19 protein-coding genes and 1 tRNA gene are annotated in these 17,052 nt (G+C 66.8%); 12 read left to right on the top strand and 8 right to left on the bottom strand.

Features of this window, described 5'->3' with window-relative positions; all coding sequences use genetic code 11:
• Positions 1 to 11: 11 nt before the first annotated feature.
• The 3 genes from proB to NLI89_RS18230 form a co-directional block, all read right to left on the bottom strand.
• Complete coding sequence (gene proB, locus NLI89_RS18240) at positions 12 to 1,112, bottom strand: glutamate 5-kinase (protein ID WP_254688279.1); 1,101 nt, start codon at positions 1,110 to 1,112, stop codon at positions 12 to 14.
• Between the two features lie 127 nt (positions 1,113 to 1,239).
• Entirely contained in the window at positions 1,240 to 2,286 is a 1,047-nt protein-coding gene (obgE, locus tag NLI89_RS18235; protein WP_056055836.1) for a GTPase ObgE, read from the bottom strand.
• Between the two features lie 54 nt (positions 2,287 to 2,340).
• A complete protein-coding gene (locus NLI89_RS18230) occupies positions 2,341 to 2,940 on the bottom strand; it encodes a TetR/AcrR family transcriptional regulator (RefSeq protein ID WP_254688278.1) in 600 nt (199 codons plus the stop codon).
• A gap of 63 nt (positions 2,941 to 3,003) precedes the next feature.
• Here NLI89_RS18230 and NLI89_RS18225 point away from each other — a divergent pair, with 63 nt between their 5' ends.
• On the top strand, positions 3,004 to 3,873 hold the full coding sequence (locus NLI89_RS18225; protein WP_254688277.1) for a metal-dependent hydrolase: 870 nt from the start codon (positions 3,004 to 3,006) through the stop codon (positions 3,871 to 3,873).
• Positions 3,874 to 4,140: 267 nt separating this feature from the next.
• On the opposite strand, the gene NLI89_RS18220 is transcribed toward NLI89_RS18225, so the two are convergent.
• The 4 genes from NLI89_RS18220 to hspQ all read right to left on the bottom strand — a co-directional run bounded on the left by NLI89_RS18220 (position 4,141) and on the right by hspQ (position 6,176).
• The gene (locus NLI89_RS18220) at positions 4,141 to 4,689 is read right to left on the bottom strand and encodes a GNAT family N-acetyltransferase (RefSeq protein WP_254688276.1); all 549 of its coding nucleotides are present in this window, start codon (positions 4,687 to 4,689) and stop codon (positions 4,141 to 4,143) included.
• A gap of 174 nt (positions 4,690 to 4,863) precedes the next feature.
• Entirely contained in the window at positions 4,864 to 5,154 is a 291-nt protein-coding gene (gene rpmA / locus NLI89_RS18215) for a 50S ribosomal protein L27 (RefSeq protein WP_254688275.1), read from the bottom strand.
• 13 nt (positions 5,155 to 5,167) lie between these two features.
• Entirely contained in the window at positions 5,168 to 5,512 is a 345-nt protein-coding gene (gene rplU, locus NLI89_RS18210; protein ID WP_056065957.1) for a 50S ribosomal protein L21, read from the bottom strand.
• Between the two features lie 268 nt (positions 5,513 to 5,780).
• Entirely contained in the window at positions 5,781 to 6,176 is a 396-nt protein-coding gene (gene hspQ / locus NLI89_RS18205; protein WP_254688274.1) for a heat shock protein HspQ, read from the bottom strand.
• A gap of 155 nt (positions 6,177 to 6,331) precedes the next feature.
• On the opposite strand from hspQ, the gene NLI89_RS18200 reads away from it, so the two are divergent.
• A tRNA-Ser gene (locus NLI89_RS18200) sits at positions 6,332 to 6,421 on the top strand.
• Between the two features lie 137 nt (positions 6,422 to 6,558).
• Positions 6,559 to 6,801: a phage integrase central domain-containing protein gene (locus NLI89_RS22005; protein ID WP_439144538.1), complete on the top strand. Its 243-nt coding sequence runs from the start codon at positions 6,559 to 6,561 to the stop codon at positions 6,799 to 6,801.
• 153 nt (positions 6,802 to 6,954) lie between these two features.
• Here the strand turns inward: NLI89_RS22005 and NLI89_RS18195 are convergent, their stop codons facing one another.
• Positions 6,955 to 8,256, bottom strand: a complete 1,302-nt coding sequence (locus NLI89_RS18195; RefSeq protein WP_254688273.1) for an SLC13 family permease — start codon at positions 8,254 to 8,256, stop codon at positions 6,955 to 6,957.
• Positions 8,257 to 8,351: 95 nt separating this feature from the next.
• Between NLI89_RS18195 and NLI89_RS18190 the strand changes: the two genes are divergently transcribed.
• From NLI89_RS18190 to NLI89_RS18150, 9 genes are all read left to right on the top strand, one after another.
• Positions 8,352 to 9,254, top strand: coding sequence for a hypothetical protein (locus tag NLI89_RS18190; protein ID WP_254688272.1), 903 nt, complete (start codon positions 8,352 to 8,354; stop codon positions 9,252 to 9,254).
• A 34-nt stretch (positions 9,255 to 9,288) separates the two neighbouring features.
• Entirely contained in the window at positions 9,289 to 10,569 is a 1,281-nt protein-coding gene (locus tag NLI89_RS18185) for a DUF4118 domain-containing protein (protein WP_254688271.1), read from the top strand.
• Between the two features lie 195 nt (positions 10,570 to 10,764).
• The gene (recO, locus tag NLI89_RS18180) at positions 10,765 to 11,496 is read left to right on the top strand and encodes a DNA repair protein RecO (RefSeq protein WP_254688270.1); all 732 of its coding nucleotides are present in this window, start codon (positions 10,765 to 10,767) and stop codon (positions 11,494 to 11,496) included.
• 41 nt (positions 11,497 to 11,537) lie between these two features.
• Positions 11,538 to 12,584: a 3-isopropylmalate dehydrogenase gene (gene leuB, locus NLI89_RS18175; RefSeq protein ID WP_254688269.1), complete on the top strand. Its 1,047-nt coding sequence runs from the start codon at positions 11,538 to 11,540 to the stop codon at positions 12,582 to 12,584.
• A 7-nt stretch (positions 12,585 to 12,591) separates the two neighbouring features.
• Positions 12,592 to 13,689 (top strand): glycosyltransferase family 2 protein, encoded by a 1,098-nt coding sequence (locus NLI89_RS18170; protein ID WP_254688282.1) that lies wholly within the window; start codon positions 12,592 to 12,594, stop codon positions 13,687 to 13,689.
• Between the two features lie 207 nt (positions 13,690 to 13,896).
• Positions 13,897 to 15,102 carry a trans-sulfuration enzyme family protein gene (locus NLI89_RS18165; protein WP_254688268.1) on the top strand — a complete coding sequence of 402 codons (1,206 nt, stop codon included), beginning with the start codon at positions 13,897 to 13,899 and terminating at the stop codon, positions 15,100 to 15,102.
• Entirely contained in the window at positions 15,099 to 15,497 is a 399-nt protein-coding gene (gene apaG / locus NLI89_RS18160) for a Co2+/Mg2+ efflux protein ApaG (protein ID WP_254688267.1), read from the top strand. Before NLI89_RS18165 ends, apaG begins: the two co-directional genes overlap by 4 nt.
• 142 nt (positions 15,498 to 15,639) lie before the next feature.
• Positions 15,640 to 16,422, top strand: coding sequence for a LysR family transcriptional regulator (locus NLI89_RS18155; RefSeq protein ID WP_187504821.1), 783 nt, complete (start codon positions 15,640 to 15,642; stop codon positions 16,420 to 16,422).
• 41 nt (positions 16,423 to 16,463) lie between these two features.
• A complete protein-coding gene (locus NLI89_RS18150) occupies positions 16,464 to 16,991 on the top strand; it encodes a GNAT family N-acetyltransferase (protein ID WP_254688266.1) in 528 nt (175 codons plus the stop codon).
• The last annotated feature ends 61 nt before the right edge of the window (positions 16,992 to 17,052 follow it).

The raw sequence follows: 17,052 nt of genomic DNA, 5'->3' as shown, positions 1-17,052 counted from the left end.
CGCGACGCTAATCATACGAGCGCCAGATGGTTGCGGTGCACCAGCGCTGACCGAGGCGCGTAGCCGAGGATCGCCGCATGATCGTCGCTATGGCGACCGAGCAGACGCGCGGTGTCGGCCGCATCATACTCCGCGAGGCCGCGCGCGACCGTCCCGGCGGGCCCTTCGATCGTCACCAGATCGCCGCGCATGAAGCCGCCATCGATCCGAGTCGCGCCGGTGGCGAGCAGACTCCGCCCTTGTCCAAGCGCTGCCGCGGCGCCCGCATCGACATGGATCGCGCCCTTTGCGGTCAGCCCCCCCGCCAGCCACGCCTTCCGCGCGGACGCGGTGCGTTCGGCGGTGAAGATTGTATGGCGGGCAGGGGTGGAGAGCGGGTGCTCGATCCGCCCCGACGCGATCGCCAACGGAATCCCCGCACCCGTCGCGATCCGCGCGGCGGCGATCTTCGAGGCCATACCGCCCGAGCCCATGCCCGAGCCAGACCCGTCGTCCGCCATCCCCGCAACCGCATCGATCCGGCCCACGCTGGCGATATGAGTCGCGGACGGATCGGTATGCGGATTGGCGGTGTAGAGCCCGTCGACGTCGGACAACAGGATCACGCCCTGCGCGCCGGCGGCCTGCGCGACCCGCGCGGCGAGGCGGTCATTGTCGCCGAACCGGATTTCCTCGGTTGCGACGCTGTCGTTCTCGTTGATGACCGGCACGACCTTGAGCGACAACAGCCGGTTGAGAGTCGCGGCGGCGTTGAGATAGCGGCGGCGGTCTTCGAGGTCGTCGAGCGTCACGAGCATCTGCGCTGCGTTCAGCCCCTGCGCGGCGAGCAGTTCGGCCCAGACCTGGCTCAGCGCGATCTGGCCGGTGGCCGCGGCAGCCTGCGCGTCTTCGAGACTGGCGCGGCCGCCTTTGGGGAGGCCAAGTCGGCGCGCACCGAGCGCGATCGCGCCGGACGACACGATGGCGACTTGCTGGCCCGCGCTTGTCCTAGCAGAAATATCGGCAACGAGCCCCGTGAGCCACTCCCGACGAACGCTCCCATCAGGATCGACCAGCAATGCCGAGCCGATCTTCACGATCAGCCGCGCACACGAAGACGGTGTAAACATCATTGGCCGGAGCCACTTCCGTCATGCCGGGCTTGTTCCGGCATCCACCGTTCCGCACACTCGCCGATTATGGAGCATGCGGAACAGTGGGCCCCGGAACGAGCCCGGGGTGACGATGCGTCCGCGGCGCCTACAGCGGCGACCATGCGACCGGCACTTCGCCTTCTTCCAGTTCCTTCGCCGCGCCCGGGGCCGGCCCGATCGCCTCGATCAGCTGGTCCAGCACCGCCTCGATCCCAGCGCCACTCGCTCCCGAAATCGCCATCACCTCGGCACCGCTGGCTTCGGCCAGTTCCGCCGACAGCGCCGCGATCAGCTCCGGATCGAGCATGTCGATCTTGTTCAGCGCGACGATCACCTTCTTGTCGGTGAGCCCCTCGCCGTAATTCTCCAGCTCGTCGCGGACGATCCGGTACGATTCGGCCACATCACGGTCGTTCGCATCGACCAGATGCAGCAGCACCCGGCACCGCTCGATATGCCCGAGGAACCGGTCGCCGATCCCCGCACCCTCGGCCGCACCCTGGATCAGCCCCGGAATATCCGCGACCACGAACTCGCGCTGCTTGTGGCGCACCACGCCCAGCTGCGGCCGCGTCGTCGTGAAGGCGTACTCGCCGACCTTGGCCTGCGCGTTCGTCACCTGGTTGATGAAGGTCGACTTGCCCGCATTCGGCAAGCCCACGAGGCCCGCATCGGCGAGCAGCTTCAGCCGCAGCCAGACCCACGCCTCGCCGAACGGCCAGCCGGTGCCGTGCTGGCGCGGGGTGCGGTTGGTCGAGGTCTTGTAGCTCGCGTTGCCGCGCCCGCCGTCGCCGCCGCGGAACAGCACTTCGCGCTGGCCGACCTCGGTGAAGTCGATCAGCACCTCTTCCTTGTCCTCCGACAGCACCTGCGTGCCGAGCGGAACGCGGATGACGAGGTCCTTGCCGCCCGCGCCGGTGCGGTTCGAACCCGAGCCGCCCGAGCCGCGGGGGGCGCGGAAATGCTGTGTGTAGCGAAAGTCGATCAGCGTGTTCAGGCCGGCGATGCATTCGAACACGATGTCGCCGCCCTTGCCGCCATTGCCGCCGTCGGGGCCGCCATATTCGATATATTTCTCGCGGCGGAAGCTGACGGCACCGGGGCCGCCCTCACCCGAACGTACGTAGATCTTGGCTTGGTCTAGAAAATGCATCGCCGCCCCATAGCGAAATTGGCGAAAATCGCCAGTGTCTGCGATTCGGGGATGTCAGCAGCGGGCAGGGGCCGCCGCATCCTTGCTCGCGAGCAGCGCGTCGAGCGCGAGTTCGCGCGCCTTGCCGACCGGCAATCCGAGCGCACGCGCCATCGGGGCACCCATCAAGGCATCGCCGAGCGCCATCAGCACCAGCGTGAGCGTCTGTTCCTGGATCGGCCGAGTCCCCGGCAGTTCGCCGCCCGCGAGTTCGTCGACCAGATCGTGGATCGCCGCCATGATCGGATCGAGCGCATCGGTATTGCCCGACAGGATCATCCAGCTCGCCAGCGCCCCCGCACCGCCCTTGCCGAACGCGTCGAAGGTCATCTCGACCACCTCGCGGGGATCCAGCTCGCCCGCGCGCACGCGCAAAACCGCGGCCCCGATCGTGCCGACGATGTCCGCCGCCATCCGCGTGATCAGCGCGGTGTGCAGCGCTTCGGCCGATCCGAAATGATGGAGCAGATTGGCATGTGTACGCCCGATTCTCCCCGCGACGGCCTTCAGCGTGACCGCGCTCGGTCCGCTCTCGACGAGCAGCGCTCGCGCAGCCTCGACGGCGGCGTCGCGCGATTCGGTGGGGGAGAGGCGCTTGCGCGGTGTTGACGTCACGGACCGGGAAACCTATTTACATCAATGTAAGTAATGAGTGTTCATTCCTGTTTGGAGGTTTCCGTGGCGAAAGCAACCACGCCTGCCGATCTGACGATCACCCCGCGCGACCGCCGCTTCGGCCGCGGCGCCGCGATTCGTCGCTGGTGGCTGAACGACGATGCCGTCGCGACGGCGTTCTACAACGCGCTGTCAGTGACGTTTCCGAAGGGCGAGGGCTATTTCGTCGACAGCGTGCGCAAGTTTCGCGAGGGCACGCCGCCGAAACTCCACGCCGAGATCAACGCCTTCATCAAGCAGGAGGTGATCCACACGCGCGAGCATGTCGCGTTCAACCGCCACGTGACCGACCAGGGCTATGACGTCGCGCCGCTGATCGCCGACGTCGATGCGGCGCTGGCGCTGACCAAGGGGCGGCCTGAGATTGCGAGCCTCGCGGCCACCACCGCGCTCGAACATTTCACCGCGATGCTGGCGCACGAGCTGATCGCGAACCCGAATCATATGCGCGGTGGCGACGAGCAGGCGGCGGCGCTGTGGCTGTGGCATGCAGCCGAGGAGATCGAGCACAAGGGCGTCGCCTACGACACTTGGCTGCACGCGACTCGCGACTGGCCGCGCTTCACGCGCTGGCGGGTGAAATCGCTGGTGATGCTGATCACGACGTGGCGGTTCTTCACCGGGCGCGCGCGCGGGATGGCGGAGCTGCTGCGGCAGGACGGGCTGACCGGGCCGAAGGTGTGGGCGCGGATGGCGTGGTATGCGTTCGGCAATCCGGGGATGGCGCGCAAGATCGCGGGTGTCTGGGCGGCGTATTTCCTGCCGGGGTTCCACCCGTGGAAGCACGACGACCGCGCGCTGATCGGGCTGGCGGAAAGCGAGTATGAGGCGGCGGTGCTGCCGGTTGCGAAGCGGGCGGCGGTGGTAGCCTGATCCGTCCTCCGTCATCCTGACGAAAGTCAGGACCCAGAGCCGTAGGCGACTGCGCCTGTTACCCTGGGTCCTGACTTTCGTCAGGATGACGGGGTATGTGGGACATGACTTGCAGATCGCCATCTCAACATAGACCCCACCCCGGCGAAGGCCGGGGCCCAGTTGAAAAGGTCGCAGTAACGGAGCGATATCCTCCGTTAGCTATGTCCCCCAACTGGGCCCCGGCCTTCGCCGGGGTGGCGTACTGTCATGTAGTGGATCGACGTCTCAAGCCGCCAAAGGCATCGGCGCACATCGGTCGTCATCCAGATCCAGCGCGAACATCACCGCCGGCGCCTCACCACCCCGCCCGCGCGACGTCCGCGGTTCGACCCGCCCGGTCGGCCGAAACCCGAGCTTCGCCAGCACGCGCCCCGACGCCGGGTTGTCGACGAAGTGCGACGCCGTGAGCCGGCGTATCCCGAGCGCGTGACGCGCCATCGCGATCACCGCCTGGCCCGCCTCGGTCGCATAGCCGCGACCCCATGCCTCGGGCGTCAGCCAATAGCCGAGGTTCGCCGAACCATCATGGACATCGCTGACACCGATCCCGCCGACGAGTCGCGGCGTGCCCGCTTCCATCGTCTCGATCAGGAATCGCGGCTCATGCCCGCCGCGTGGCTGGGCCAGAAACGCTTCGGCGTCGCCCAGCGCATAGGGCCACGGAACCCGGCCGAGCTTGGCGACCACGCTCTCATGGCCGATCGCCCGCGCCAACGCAGGGGCATCCTCCGGCCAACCCGGCCGTAACGTCAGTCTCTTGGTGCGCGCGAACACGGCTCTCTCCTATCGCGTCGTTGGCTGCGCGCATGCCACGTCGGGATGACGGGACCGCGACAGCCGCGTGGAGGGAGCAATAAAAAAGGGAGCCGGGGTGACCCGTCTCCCTTGTTCAGGTTCGCTTTCGCGACCCGGGTCACCCTGGTGGGCAACCCGGATGGTTACCCTATGTTATTCGGCTGCGGCTGCCATATCAGCGGCATCGTTCGCTGCCAGCTCGACCGAGCAGAATTTGCGACCGAGTTTGCCCTGGCTGAACACGACGCGGCCATCGACCAGCGCGAACAGCGTGTGGTCCGTGCCGATGCCGACGTTCGTGCCCGGGTAGAACTTCGTCCCGCGCTGACGCACGAGGATGTTGCCGGCGACGCACGCCTGGCCACCGAACTTCTTGACGCCGAGGCGACGACCGGCCGAGTCGCGACCGTTGCGCGAAGAGCCGCCTGCTTTCTTATGTGCCATCTGAAGCTACTCCTTATGCCTGAGCGGCCGGGGCATCAGCCTCGGTCTGCTTGGCGGTCTGGCCACCAACGCTGACGATCTTCAGGATCGTGTGCTGCTGGCGATGGCCGTTCTTGCGACGATAGTTATGACGACGACGCTTCTTGAAGACGATGACCTTGTCCGCCTTCGCCTGCGCGATGATCTCTGCAGCGACGACGAAGCCCTCGACGGACCGCAGCTCGGAGCCTTCGCCCGCCAGCAGAACGTCACCCAGCGTCACTGACGCACCTGCATCGCCCTCGATCTTCTCGATGACGATCTTATCTCCGGCGGCGACGCGATACTGCTTGCCGCCCGTGCGCACGACTGCGAACATGGCCCTTGTCACTTTCCAAATACATGTGCCCCACGAACGCAGGGTCCGCCGGGAGAAGCCGGGCAGCTAAGCGAGGGGGGGCGAGTTGTCAACCGCGAAGGGGCAGGGGAAGGGCAGTTTTGCGTGGCGGCGGCCGCAGTCATTCCGTCACTCCTCTCGTCACCCCGGACTTGTTCCGGGGTCCACCGTGCCGCGAATCGATCGCCGATGATCAAGCGGAAGGGTGGATGCCGGAACGAGCCCGGCATGACCGAAGGCGTGATTCGCCTCAGTGCCGGTGAACCTGCCGCAGCGCATACCGGCCGTCCGCATAGTCGCTGAACAGCCCCGAGATCGCTGGATGATCGACCGGCTCGTCGCTATCGTCCGGCACCAGATTCTGCTGGCTCACATAGGCGACGTAGCTCGACTCCATGTTCTCGGCGAGCAGGTGGTAGAAGGGCTGGTCCTTGCGCGGACGGATGTCCTCGGGAATCGCCGCATACCATTCGTCGCTGTTCGCGAAGACCGGATCGACGTCGAAGATCACCCCGCGGAAATCGAACAGCCGGTGCCGCACGACGTCGCCGATCGAGAAGTTCGCGTGCGAAATCGGCGGCGCGACCACCTCGGCAGGGATAAGCGGATTCGTTATGTCGTGAGCGATACTGTCGTGTCGGGGCATATCCGCCAATTTAGGGTCTGTTTTGCGCCGCACAAGGAAAACGCGCCGGACGGTGCCCGCAACCTCGAAATCCGCTTGCGTCCCCAGGGGCACTTCATTAGAGGCCGCGCTTCGACCGATCGGAGGGACTGTTCGCAGCGCCTTGGATGACCTGCGGAGAGGTGGCAGAGTGGTCGAATGTACCGCACTCGAAATGCGGCGTACCCGCGAGGGTACCGTGGGTTCGAATCCCACCCTCTCCGCCATTTACCTGTTGATACACGGCCCTCAATGGGCACCCTGTTGGCACGCAGCGCGTCGCCCGGCCGCGGGCGTCCACCAGAAATCGCCGTGCGTTCATGGTATCATATGGCTCAGTCCATGGTAGCCGACAACGGAAGCCATGGCATCGTGCTGGGCCGATGCGGACCGGCGCCAGCGCAAGTCGACATCGCCGAAGGGTCATGCTCAGGACGTGTCGCATAGCCTCGAGCGCAATATCTCTCCCAGGGTCGGCACATGGTCCATGGGCGCGATCACAGCACCGGTGCTGCTGGAGGTGCTTGCGCCAGTCGAAAAGCGCGGCGTTGTCGAGACTGCACACCGCGTCCGCCAAGCCGCAGCCCGCGTTGATCGATCTTGCTGAGGTGCGGGAAATGCTGTCGGCGTGCGAGGCAGAACGATGCCCGCAACCACGAAGTTCGCGCTTCGTTTCGGCGCGCTGACCGCTGCCGGACCCAATGCGATCCGATTCGCGCGCTGGCATGAGATCGAGGACTTGGACTGCGCCCTGGCAGGATCAGAACGGGAAAAAGATACGCGTGGTGGTGATCGCGACGATCGCGGTGATCAGGTTGAGCGGGAGCCCCACGCGCAGGAAGTCGGTGTAGCGATAGCGTCCGAGCTGATAGACGATGACGTTGGTCTGGTAGCCGAACGGGGTGGCGAACGAGGCGCTGCCGGCGATCATGACCACGACCAGGAAGGGACGGGGGCTGACCCCGAGGCTTTCGGCCAGCGCCACCGCGACCGGCGTCACCAGGACCGCGACGGTCGCGTTCGACAGCAACTCGGTCAGCACCATCGTCAGGCCATAGAGCACGATGAGGGCGGTCAGCGGACTGACCCCTTCAAGCGAGGATATCAACGTCGTCGTGGCGGCGCTTGCCAACCCGCTTTGCGCCATCGCGATGCCCAGCACGACCATCCCGGCGATCAGGATCAGGATCTGTGGGCGAAGGCCGCCATAAGCCTGATCGGCCGAGATGACGCGCAGGAGGATCAGCAGCACCGCGCCCGCGAACGCCGTCGCCGCGATCGGCGCGACGTTGAGCGCGGCCAGCAGGATCGCGCCGACGAACGTCGCAAGCGCGATGGTGGCCTTGACCGGCTGTAACGGACGGCGTTCGGCGAACACTTCTGCATCGCCGACTTGTCCGCCAGCGACCTCGATGGTCGCATCCGGACGCCCATCGTCGGGATCGAGCATCCGCGTCCCCATCAACTTGCCGCTGAACAGCAGCAGATAGAGACCGCCGACCAAGGCGACGGGCAAGCCCACCGGCGTGATCTCGAAGATGCCGAAGCGGCTTTGCCCGGCAATCCGCGCCATGTCGTCGACCAGCAGGTTGGTCGACGTTCCGAGCAACGTGCAGCATCCCCCGAGGATCGTGATGTACGACAATGGCATCAGATAGCGCTTGGCCGATAGCTGCAGGCTCGCGGCGACGTCCTTGACGACGGGGGCGGTCAGGACGACGATCGGGGTACTGTTCAACACGCTGGAGAACAGCCCGGCGATCCCCAGCAGCAGCCAGACCCCCGTCCCGCCGAGGCGGCGGCACATCGCGACGGCGGCCTCGATCGCGCGATCGAGCAATCCGGATAGTTCGAGCGCGTAGGAAATAACGAAGAGCGAGGCGAGCGCGATGATTGCGGGGCTGGCGAAGGCGCCCTGAACATCGACCGGGCGAACCACGCCGGTCATCAGCAATACGGCTGCTCCTGCAAGCGCGACGACATCGGCGCGAACCTTGTCCCAGATCAGCGCGGCCACCACGCAACCCAGCACGAGCAGTGTAACGATCTGGTCGAGTGTCATAAACGCCTCAGCGGCAACCAGAACACGGCGCTTCCCATTCGGACTCTCATGCCCCGCGGTATGGAGCATCACGGGAATTTTGCTACAGTTCGCTGATGCATGAGCCATCCCCCCGCACCAGTCGCCTTGTCGTCGCCGGCTCGGCCGCCGCGTTCATCCTGCTTGGCGGTGGCGGGTTCCTGCTCGGGCGCAGCACCGCGCCGTCTCCGCCGCCGCCAGCCGTAACCCCAGCGCCGGCGCCGGTTTCAGCACCCGTCGTCGTGCCCGAGGCGCCTGTCGCCCGCGTGCTTTCTCGCGCCGATATCATCGAGATCGCAAACGCCGCTGCGGACGCGACGTCCTCGGGCGCGAAGATGCCCGAGCGAGTCGCCGCCGCGGAAAGTGCGCAATTCGAGGTCGACCTGCCGTTCGGCTGCGATGGTCCGGTGGCCGAAAACAGCCGTGAGCCGTTTCGATGGCGGTACGACACCGCGTCGTCCTCGCTCAGGATTTCCGTCGCACCGGCGGTGTTCGATCCGGGCGAATGGTTGGGAACGCCAGCATCGGACGATGGTGGCACCACGCCTCCAACTGCAAGCGAAGAGGCTATCGAGGGCTTCTGGATTGCGAGACCGTGGTCGTCGCGAGGCACGTGTGAAGCTGGCTCGCCCACGACCGCTCCGCTTGGCATCGACGCCGTGACGCTGCCCGGTCAGACGCTTGGGCTCGCGCAGATTTTCACCGACGAGGGCTCGAAAAACGCGAGACGCGGCGGCAAGCCCTATGAAAGCGTACGTCGGATCGGCGAGAACGATCTGAAGATCGATCAGGGTCTGCGGGTCCGGCTTCGCGGGCGCGTCGCCCGTTTCCCCGATGGATCGTCGGTTCGGTGTCGTCAGCCCGGCGGCAAGGACCAGCGCCCGGTCTGCTTGGTCGCCGTGAGCTTCGACGATGTCAGCATCGAGAATCCGTCGACACAGGACGTGATCGCGACCTGGGCATCGGCAAGCCGGACCTGACGCCGATGATTATCGTCGCGAAATCCGCCGCCGCATGAGCGATTACGAAGAGCCCGGTCCGAACGCGCGAACCGCTTTCCCCGAATCCGAGACGTTGCCCGAGACCCGTATCCTGGCGGCGGTCAGCGGGTCGGGGAGCGGACAGCGGGTGGTCGAGATCGCAGCCGATCTGGCCACCGCGCTGGATGCGAGTTGGCATGCCGTCTTTATCGAGACGCCCAAGTCGGCCCGCGATCCGGCGGTTGCACGGGGGGCGGCAGACGCATTGTCTTATGCGGTTCGTCATGGTGCCACGGTCAGCAACGAACCCGACGATGACGTCGTCAGCGGCCTGGTCGCGCATCTCACGGCGATGCCGGCCGACCATCTGGTTGTCGGAACCGCGTCTGCGGCAAAGTCCGATTGCTGGCTCAGGCAATCGGTGATGGCGTCGGTCCAAAAGCGATTTCCTGCGCTCACCCTCCACATCGCTCCCGCTGCCGACTTAGCGATGAAGGGCGCCGATGTGCTTGAGGCTGCCCCAGAGCCGAAGCCCGAGCTGCGGCAGCATCTCTGGGCGCTGGGTCTCGTGGCGATCACGCTCGGCCTTGCCGAACTGGTCAGCATGCTCCTCGGCGGACGACCGCTGAACCTGTTGTTCCTGTTTCCGGTGATCGCCGCCGCAGCACGCTTCGGGTTGGCTCCGGCCCTGACCGCGACTGTGGCGTCAGTGCTCGGTTTTGATTTTTTCCTGCTCCAGCCACGGTTTCATCTGGAGCCGGCGGCGCCGATCATGGTGGTGACGCTGGTCGCGCTGCTCGCGGTTGCAGTCTATACGAGCCTCGTCACCCAGGCGCTCCGGGACCGGGTCGCGCTCAGCGATCGTAGCGCGAAGGAAAATGCCCGGATCGCGACGTTCTCGCAGATCCTCGCCCGCGCGGCGGACTGGGAGGAAACCGCTGGCGCGATCTGCGAAGAGTTTGCCGGCGTGTTGAAAGCCGAGGTGGCAGTCTTTCGCGAAAACGGCGGCAAGCTGGAGCGGGTCGGCGCGACGATGGAGCCATTGGTGTGGGGACCGATCGATCAGGCGGCGCTCGAATGGTGCTGGGAACGGGGCGAGGCAGCGGGGCGGGGTACGACTGCGGTTGCTTCTGCGGAATGGCGGCTCGAACCCTTGCGCACGTCGCTCGGCACGCTGGCTGTCGTGGCGTTCGCGCGTCCCGATGGTCGTGATCCGATCCGGGCCGATCGAGGCGTCTTGTTCAACACCTTGATCAGCCAGGCGGCGCTGGCGCACGAACGGCTGATCCTTGAGGATCGCTTGCGACTTGGGTGATTCTGCTCGACGGCTCGGGCTGATGTCCGATGATGCCGTGAGGGAAGAAGGCTATCTACCCCTATCCCCTTGGCAGGAGAGGAGGTGCGCTTGCGCCGGAAGGGTGAGGGCACGCGCGCTCGACATCCTTCCCCTCATTCTCCCAGCGCCAAGCACCCCTCCCGCTCTCGGGGCGAGAGGGGTATAGGACCCCCCATGCACCTCCGCGCAGCCGCCATCGTCGTCGCCGTCCGCCAGCATGGCGAGCATGGCGCGATCGTGCGGGCGCTGACCCGGAACGACGGTGTCCAGCCCGGCTATGTCCGCGGCGGTCGGTCGCGCGCGATGCGGCCGGTGTTGCTCCAGGCGAACGTCATCCAGGGCGAGTGGCGTGCGCGGACGGGCGAGCAACTCGCGTCGCTAACCGCCGAACTGATCCACAGCCGCGCGCAGATGCACGGCGAGCCGCTCGCCGCCGGAGCGCTCGAATGGGCCACCGCGCTGACCGCCGCCGCGTTGCCCGAGGCACAGCCCTATCCGCAGATCCACGATGCGCTGGAGGGGGTGCTCGGCGCGATCGAGGCGGCGCCGTCCGCGCGCGGCTGGGCGGCGGCGCTGGTGCGGTACGAATTATTGTTGCTCGCCGAACTCGGCTTCGGGCTCGATCTGGACCGCTGCATCGCGAGCGGGACGGAGGACGATCTCGGCTTCGTCAGCCCCAGGAGCGGCGCGGCGGTCTCGCGCGGGGCAGCGTTCGGCTATGAGGCCAAGCTGCTCAGATTGCCGCCCTTCCTTCTCACCGGCGGCGAAGCGGCGTGGCCAGACATCTTCGACGGCCTGCGACTGACCGGTCACTTCCTGGCGCGCGATATCCTCGTCGACCGCCGCGCCGATCCGTTGGCGGCGCGCGATCGGCTGGTGGACCGGCTCAAAAGGGCGGTTGCGTGAGCGCGCACCGCCCGGCAAGGGGCCGCGCAGGAGGAACGCACATGCCCTTGATCGCGATACTGGCCGGCGACGGCATCGGACCCGAAGTCACCGCGGAAGCGCGGCGGGTGCTCGATACGCTCGGCCTCGACCTCACCTATGAAGAGGGCCTCGTCGGCGGCGCCGCGTACAAGGCTGCCGGTCATCCGCTGCCCCCCGAGACGCTCGACCTCGCCCGCCGTGCAGATGCCATCCTGTTCGGTGCGGTCGGCGATCCCGACTGCGATGCGCTCGAACGCCAGTTCCGCCCCGAGCAAGCCATTCTCGGCCTGCGCAAGGACCTCGGCCTGTTCGCCAATTTGCGTCCCGCCAAGCTGTTCGCGGGCCTCGAGGATGCCTCCGCGCTCCGTCCCGAGATCGCCCGGTCGATCGACATGGTCATCGTCCGCGAGCTGACCGGCGACGTCTATTTCGGCGCGAAGGGCATCCGCACCACCGCCGACGGCCTGCGCGAAGGCCATGACGAGATGCGCTACGACGAAACCGAGATCGCACGCATCGCCCGCGTCGGCTTCGAGACCGCCCGCACCCGCAAGGGCAAGCTGCTGTCGGTCGACAAGGCCAATGTGCTGGAAACCTCGCAGCTCTGGCGCGACGTCGTGATCGAGGTTTCGGCGGACTATCCCGACGTCGAACTCAGCCACATGTACGTCGACAACGCGGCGATGCAGATGGTGCGCAACCCCGGCCAGTTCGACGTGATCGTCACCGGCAATCTGTTCGGCGACATCCTCTCCGACGAGGCCTCGATGTGCGCAGGCTCGATCGGCATGCTCCCGTCCGCCGCGCTCAACGGTTCTAACAAGGGCATGTACGAGCCGATTCACGGCAGCGCGCCCGACATCGCCGGGCAGGGCAAGGCCAATCCCTGCGCCGCCATCCTCTCCGCGGCGATGATGCTGCGCCATTCGCTCGGCTTGGCCGACGCCGCCGACCGGATCGAGGCAGCGGTCGCAGCCGCGATCCTCGGCGGCGCGCGCACGCCCGATCTCGGTGGCACGCTGTCGACCCGAGGCATGGGCGACGCCATTCTCGCCGAACTCGGCTGACCTTGTGATCGCCGACCTTCTCGAACTCGCGGTCGTCATCCCAACATTCAACGAGAAGGCCAATGTCGCGACGTTGATCGCCAAGCTCGACCAGGCGTTGGCCGGGCGCAACTGGGAGGCGATCTTCGTCGACGACGACAGTCCCGACGGCACCGCCGACGCCGCGCGCGCGATCGCCCGGCTCGACAAGCGGGTCCGCGTGATCCAGCGGATCGGCCGGCGCGGGCTGTCCTCGGCGTGCATCGAGGGGATGTGCGCCACCGCCGCGCCGGTCGTCGCGGTGATCGATGGCGATCTCCAGCACGACGAAACGTTGCTGCCGGCGATGCTCGATTTGTTGAAGACCGACGAGACCGACGTGGTGATCGGCTCGCGCTTCGTCAGCGGCGGCTGCACCGGGGAGTGGGACAGCGACCGCGTCGCCAAGTCGGCGCTCGCCACCAGGATGTCGCGCCGCGTGCTGAAATGCGATCTCAACGATCCGATGAGCGGCTTCTTCATGATCCGCACCGACATCGTTCGCCGCCTCGCGCCATCGCTGTCGGCGATCGGCTTCAAGATCCTGCTCGACCTGCTCACCGCCTCGACGACGCCGCTGCGTTTCGTCGAAGTCCCCTATACCTTCCGCTGCCGCACCGAGGGCGAGAGCAAGCTCGATCACGTCGTCGCGATGGAATATCTGATCGCGATCTATGACCGGATGTTCGGGCGGATCGTACCCGTGCGGTTCGCCATGTTCTCGGCGATTGGGGTGTTCGGCGTCGGCATCCACATGGCGGTGCTGACCGCGCTGTTCCTCGGGTTCGGGACGAATTTCGTGGTCGGCGAGATCGTCGCGACGCTCGCCGCGCTCACCTTCAACTTCTTCCTCAACAACGCGCTGACCTATCGTGACCGGCGCCTGAAGGGCTGGCGGCAACTGGTCGACGGCTGGGTGTCGTTCGCGGTGATCTGCTCGGTCGGTGCGGTCGCCAATGTCGGCATCGCCGCGTTCCTGTACGAGATGCGCGACGGCGCCTGGGCGGCATCGGCGCTAAGCGGCGTGCTGGTCGGTGCGGTGTGGAACTACGCGCTGTCGTCGAAATTTACCTGGGGGCGGTACTAGGCGAACCCTGATCCTCCCCCGCAAGGGGGAGGTGGCTGGCGCTTGCCAGACGGAGGGGGAGGAAAGGGTAACCTCGGTTGCGTGGTCCTCCCCCTCCGTCGCCTTCGGCGCCACCTCCCCCTGGCGGGGGAGGATCGAGACACTCCGGCCCCGTCTTCACACCCGCAAGGCTTGTCATCCCCGCTCCCCCCCGGCAAAGCGGCGCGCATGAAGCGCAAGACCGGCCAGGATCGTTCGATCACCCAGAATTGGCGTCCCGCGACGCGCGCCATCCGCGGCGGCACCGCCCGCAGCGAATATGGCGAGACGTCGGAGGCGTTGTTCCTCACCTCGGGCTATTGCTACGACAAGGCGGGCGACGCCGCGGCGCGCTTTGCCGGCGAGCAGGAGGGGATGACGTACTCCCGCCTGCAGAACCCGACCGTGCAGATGCTCGAGGAGCGGATCGCGCTGCTGGAGGGCGCCGAGGCGTGCCGGACGATGGCGACCGGGATGGCGGCGATGACCGCGTCGCTCCTATGCCAGCTCCAGACCGGCGACCACCTCGTCGGCGGCCGCGCGGCGTTCGGCTCGTGCCGCTGGCTCACCGATACGCTGCTGCCCAAGTTCGGCATCGCGACGACGGTCGTCGATGCGCGCGATCCGCAGGCGTTCCTCGACGCGGTCCGGCCTGAAACAAAGGTATTCTTCTTCGAGACCCCCGCCAACCCGACGATGGACATCGCCGATTTGAAGGCGATCTGCGACATCGCGCGCGAACGCGGCATCACGACCGTGGTCGACAACGCCTTCGCGACGCCCGCCTTGCAGCGCCCGATGGAATTCGGCGCCGACGTCACCGCCTACAGCGCGACCAAGATGATGGACGGGCAGGGCCGCGTGCTCGCCGGCGCCGTCTGTGGCACCGAGGATTTCATCACCAACACGCTGCTGCCGTTCACGCGCAACACCGGCCCGACGCTGTCGCCGTTCAATGCGTGGGTGGTGCTCAAGGGCCTCGAAACGCTCGATCTGCGCATCCACCGCCAGTCGGAGAACGCGATGAAGGTCGGTCAATTCCTCGAGGGGCGCGTACCCCGCGTGCTGCACCCCTTCCTGCCGAGCCATCCGCAGCATGAACTGGCGATGCGCCAGATGGACGCATGCGGCCCGATCTTCGCGTTCGAGGTCGAGGGTCGCGAACAGGCACACGCCCTGCTCGACGCACTGGAGTTGGTCGACATCTCGAACAACATCGGCGACTCGCGCTCGCTGATGACGCACCCGGCATCGACCACGCACGCCAGCGTCTCGCCCGACAAGCAGATCGAGATGGGCGTGACCGAGGGATTGTTGCGGATCAACGTCGGGCTCGAAGACGCGCAGGACGTGATCGACGACCTCGACCAGGCCTTGAAGCAGGCTGGCCTGTGAAAGCGCTGTTCCCCAACGCGACGACGACCGATGGGGTGACGGTGCGCGTGTCGGTCAGCTACCTCCCCGAACAGTCCGAGCCCGAGCGCGGCCGCTGGTTCTGGGCCTATCACATCCGCCTCGAGAACGAGGGCGCGGACACCGTCCAGTTGCTCACCCGCCACTGGGTCATCACCGACGGCCGCGGCGCGCGCCACTCGGTCGAGGGCGAAGGCGTGGTCGGCGAACAGCCGGTGATCGAACCGGGTGCGAGCTTCGATTATGTCTCGGGCTGCCCGCTGGCGACGCCGTCGGGCGCGATGCACGGCAATTACCGCATGGTCCGCGAGGACGGCGCGATCTTCGACGTCGAGATCCCCCGCTTCTCGCTGTTCGCCCCCGCGGTGCTGCATTGATGCGCGAACACCACATTCACCGTCATCCCAGCGAAAGCTGGGATATTCATGGGGCGGGCGCGACGATCGCCAACGGGGATACCCCAGCTTTCGCTGGGGTGACGAATGTTGGCCGGTTCCTGGCCGCTCAGGGGCACGTCCAATGAAGCGCACGCATCTCCCGCTCAACGGGCTTCGCGTACTCGACGCGGCGGCGCGGCATCTGTCGTTTACGCGGGCGGCGGACGAACTCGCGGTGACGCCTGCGGCGGTCGGGCAACAAATCCGCGCGCTGGAAGATACGCTCGGCGTCGTCCTCTTTCGGCGTACAACACGCGGGCTTGAGCTAACGCCAGAGGCCGAGGCCGGCCTTGGCGCGCTCCGCGGCGGGTTCCTCCAGTTCGAGGAAGCCGTCCGCGCGATGCAGGCGGGGCAGTCTTCCAAATCCCTGACGATCGCCGCCCCGCGCGACCTGACCGAGAAATGGCTGATGCCGCGGCTCGCGCAGATCGCCGAGGCCGATCCCGAACTGCGGTTCGTGCTGATCACCGCCGACGAGAATGTCGACTTCACCGAAGCCAATCTCGATCTCGCAATCCGTTGGGGCGATGGCCCGGGCGAGCATGAGGGCGAAGCGCTCGAATCCGAGGGCATGGTGACGATCGCCAAGCCCGGCACGGACAGCGACTCGGTGATCGCCTGGTCGGGTGAGGACGGCGTGGCGCTGGTCCGCGTCACCGACGCCGGGCTTGCGATCGACGCCGCGGCGGCTGGTCTCGGCCGCGCGACCGTCCCCGAATTGCTCGCTCGCCGCGATCTCGCGCAGGCCCGCGTGCGACTGATCGGCGAGTCGCAACCATCGAAGGGGGGGTATTGGCTGGTCGCGCCCCTCCCGCAGTGGCGCCAGAAGAAAGTCCGCGCGCTCGTGGATGCCCTGACCGCGTGAGGCAGCCTGGACGTAGGCCACGGCGGGCCGGCGTATCGCCGGTGCTGAAGACGCGACGGCTGCGGTTGCGGCCGCTCGTCGAGGGCGATGCGCCTGCCTTGCACCCGATGCTCGCCGATGCGGAGTTGATGGCCTATTCCGCCGATGGCCCGCTCGGCAGCGTCGACGATGTCCGAATTTACCTCGCCGAGGAGGCCGCGCCCGGCAACCAGCGCACCTGGGCAATCACGCGCACCGGCGACGACCGTGCGATCGGCTGGGTCTCGGGCAGCGATGCGGACGGGGCCGGGGTGACCGAAATCGGCTTCATCCTCGCGCGGGAGGCCTGGGGGCGGGGGATCGCGCGCGAGGCGGTGTCCGCGGTGATCGATCGGTTGTTCGCGGAAGGCCGCAAACGCGTGTTCGCGGACGCGGATACCGAGAATACCGCATCGATCCTGTTGCTGGAGCGGTTGGGTTTCCGTCGCGAGCGCCTGCTCCGCGACGAATGGGAAACCCATCTGGGGTTGCGCGACAGCCTGATCTACGGGCTGTGCGCGGATAGCTGGCAGGCGGCCGGCCGGGCTTAGACCTCGTCCAATGACCGTTCTCCTGCGAACGCAGGAGCCCAGGATTACGAACGTCACCCTC

The organism is Sphingomonas faeni, from assembly GCF_024273235.1.
Classification (GTDB): domain Bacteria; phylum Pseudomonadota; class Alphaproteobacteria; order Sphingomonadales; family Sphingomonadaceae; genus Sphingomonas; species Sphingomonas faeni_A.
This window is presented reverse-complemented; position numbering and strand designations above follow the sequence as displayed.

Bases quoted from the DNA above. Each gene is read 5' to 3' on its own strand.
- NLI89_RS18155 (WP_187504821.1), top strand. From the start codon at position 15,640: ATGAAGCGCACGCATCTCCCGCTCAACGGGCTTCGCGTACTCGACGCG.
- NLI89_RS18190 (WP_254688272.1), top strand. From the start codon at position 8,352: ATGCATGAGCCATCCCCCCGCACCAGTCGCCTTGTCGTCGCCGGCTCG.
- obgE (WP_056055836.1), bottom strand. From the start codon at position 2,286: ATGCATTTTCTAGACCAAGCCAAGATCTACGTACGTTCGGGTGAGGGC.
- proB (WP_254688279.1), bottom strand. From the start codon at position 1,112: ATGATGTTTACACCGTCTTCGTGTGCGCGGCTGATCGTGAAGATCGGC.
- hspQ (WP_254688274.1), bottom strand. From the start codon at position 6,176: ATGCCCCGACACGACAGTATCGCTCACGACATAACGAATCCGCTTATC.
- NLI89_RS18185 (WP_254688271.1), top strand. From the start codon at position 9,289: ATGAGCGATTACGAAGAGCCCGGTCCGAACGCGCGAACCGCTTTCCCC.
- recO (WP_254688270.1), top strand. From the start codon at position 10,765: ATGCACCTCCGCGCAGCCGCCATCGTCGTCGCCGTCCGCCAGCATGGC.
- rplU (WP_056065957.1), bottom strand. From the start codon at position 5,512: ATGTTCGCAGTCGTGCGCACGGGCGGCAAGCAGTATCGCGTCGCCGCC.
- leuB (WP_254688269.1), top strand. From the start codon at position 11,538: ATGCCCTTGATCGCGATACTGGCCGGCGACGGCATCGGACCCGAAGTC.
- NLI89_RS18165 (WP_254688268.1), top strand. From the start codon at position 13,897: ATGAAGCGCAAGACCGGCCAGGATCGTTCGATCACCCAGAATTGGCGT.
- rpmA (WP_254688275.1), bottom strand. From the start codon at position 5,154: ATGGCACATAAGAAAGCAGGCGGCTCTTCGCGCAACGGTCGCGACTCG.
- NLI89_RS22005 (WP_439144538.1), top strand. From the start codon at position 6,559: ATGGCATCGTGCTGGGCCGATGCGGACCGGCGCCAGCGCAAGTCGACA.
- NLI89_RS18195 (WP_254688273.1), bottom strand. From the start codon at position 8,256: ATGACACTCGACCAGATCGTTACACTGCTCGTGCTGGGTTGCGTGGTG.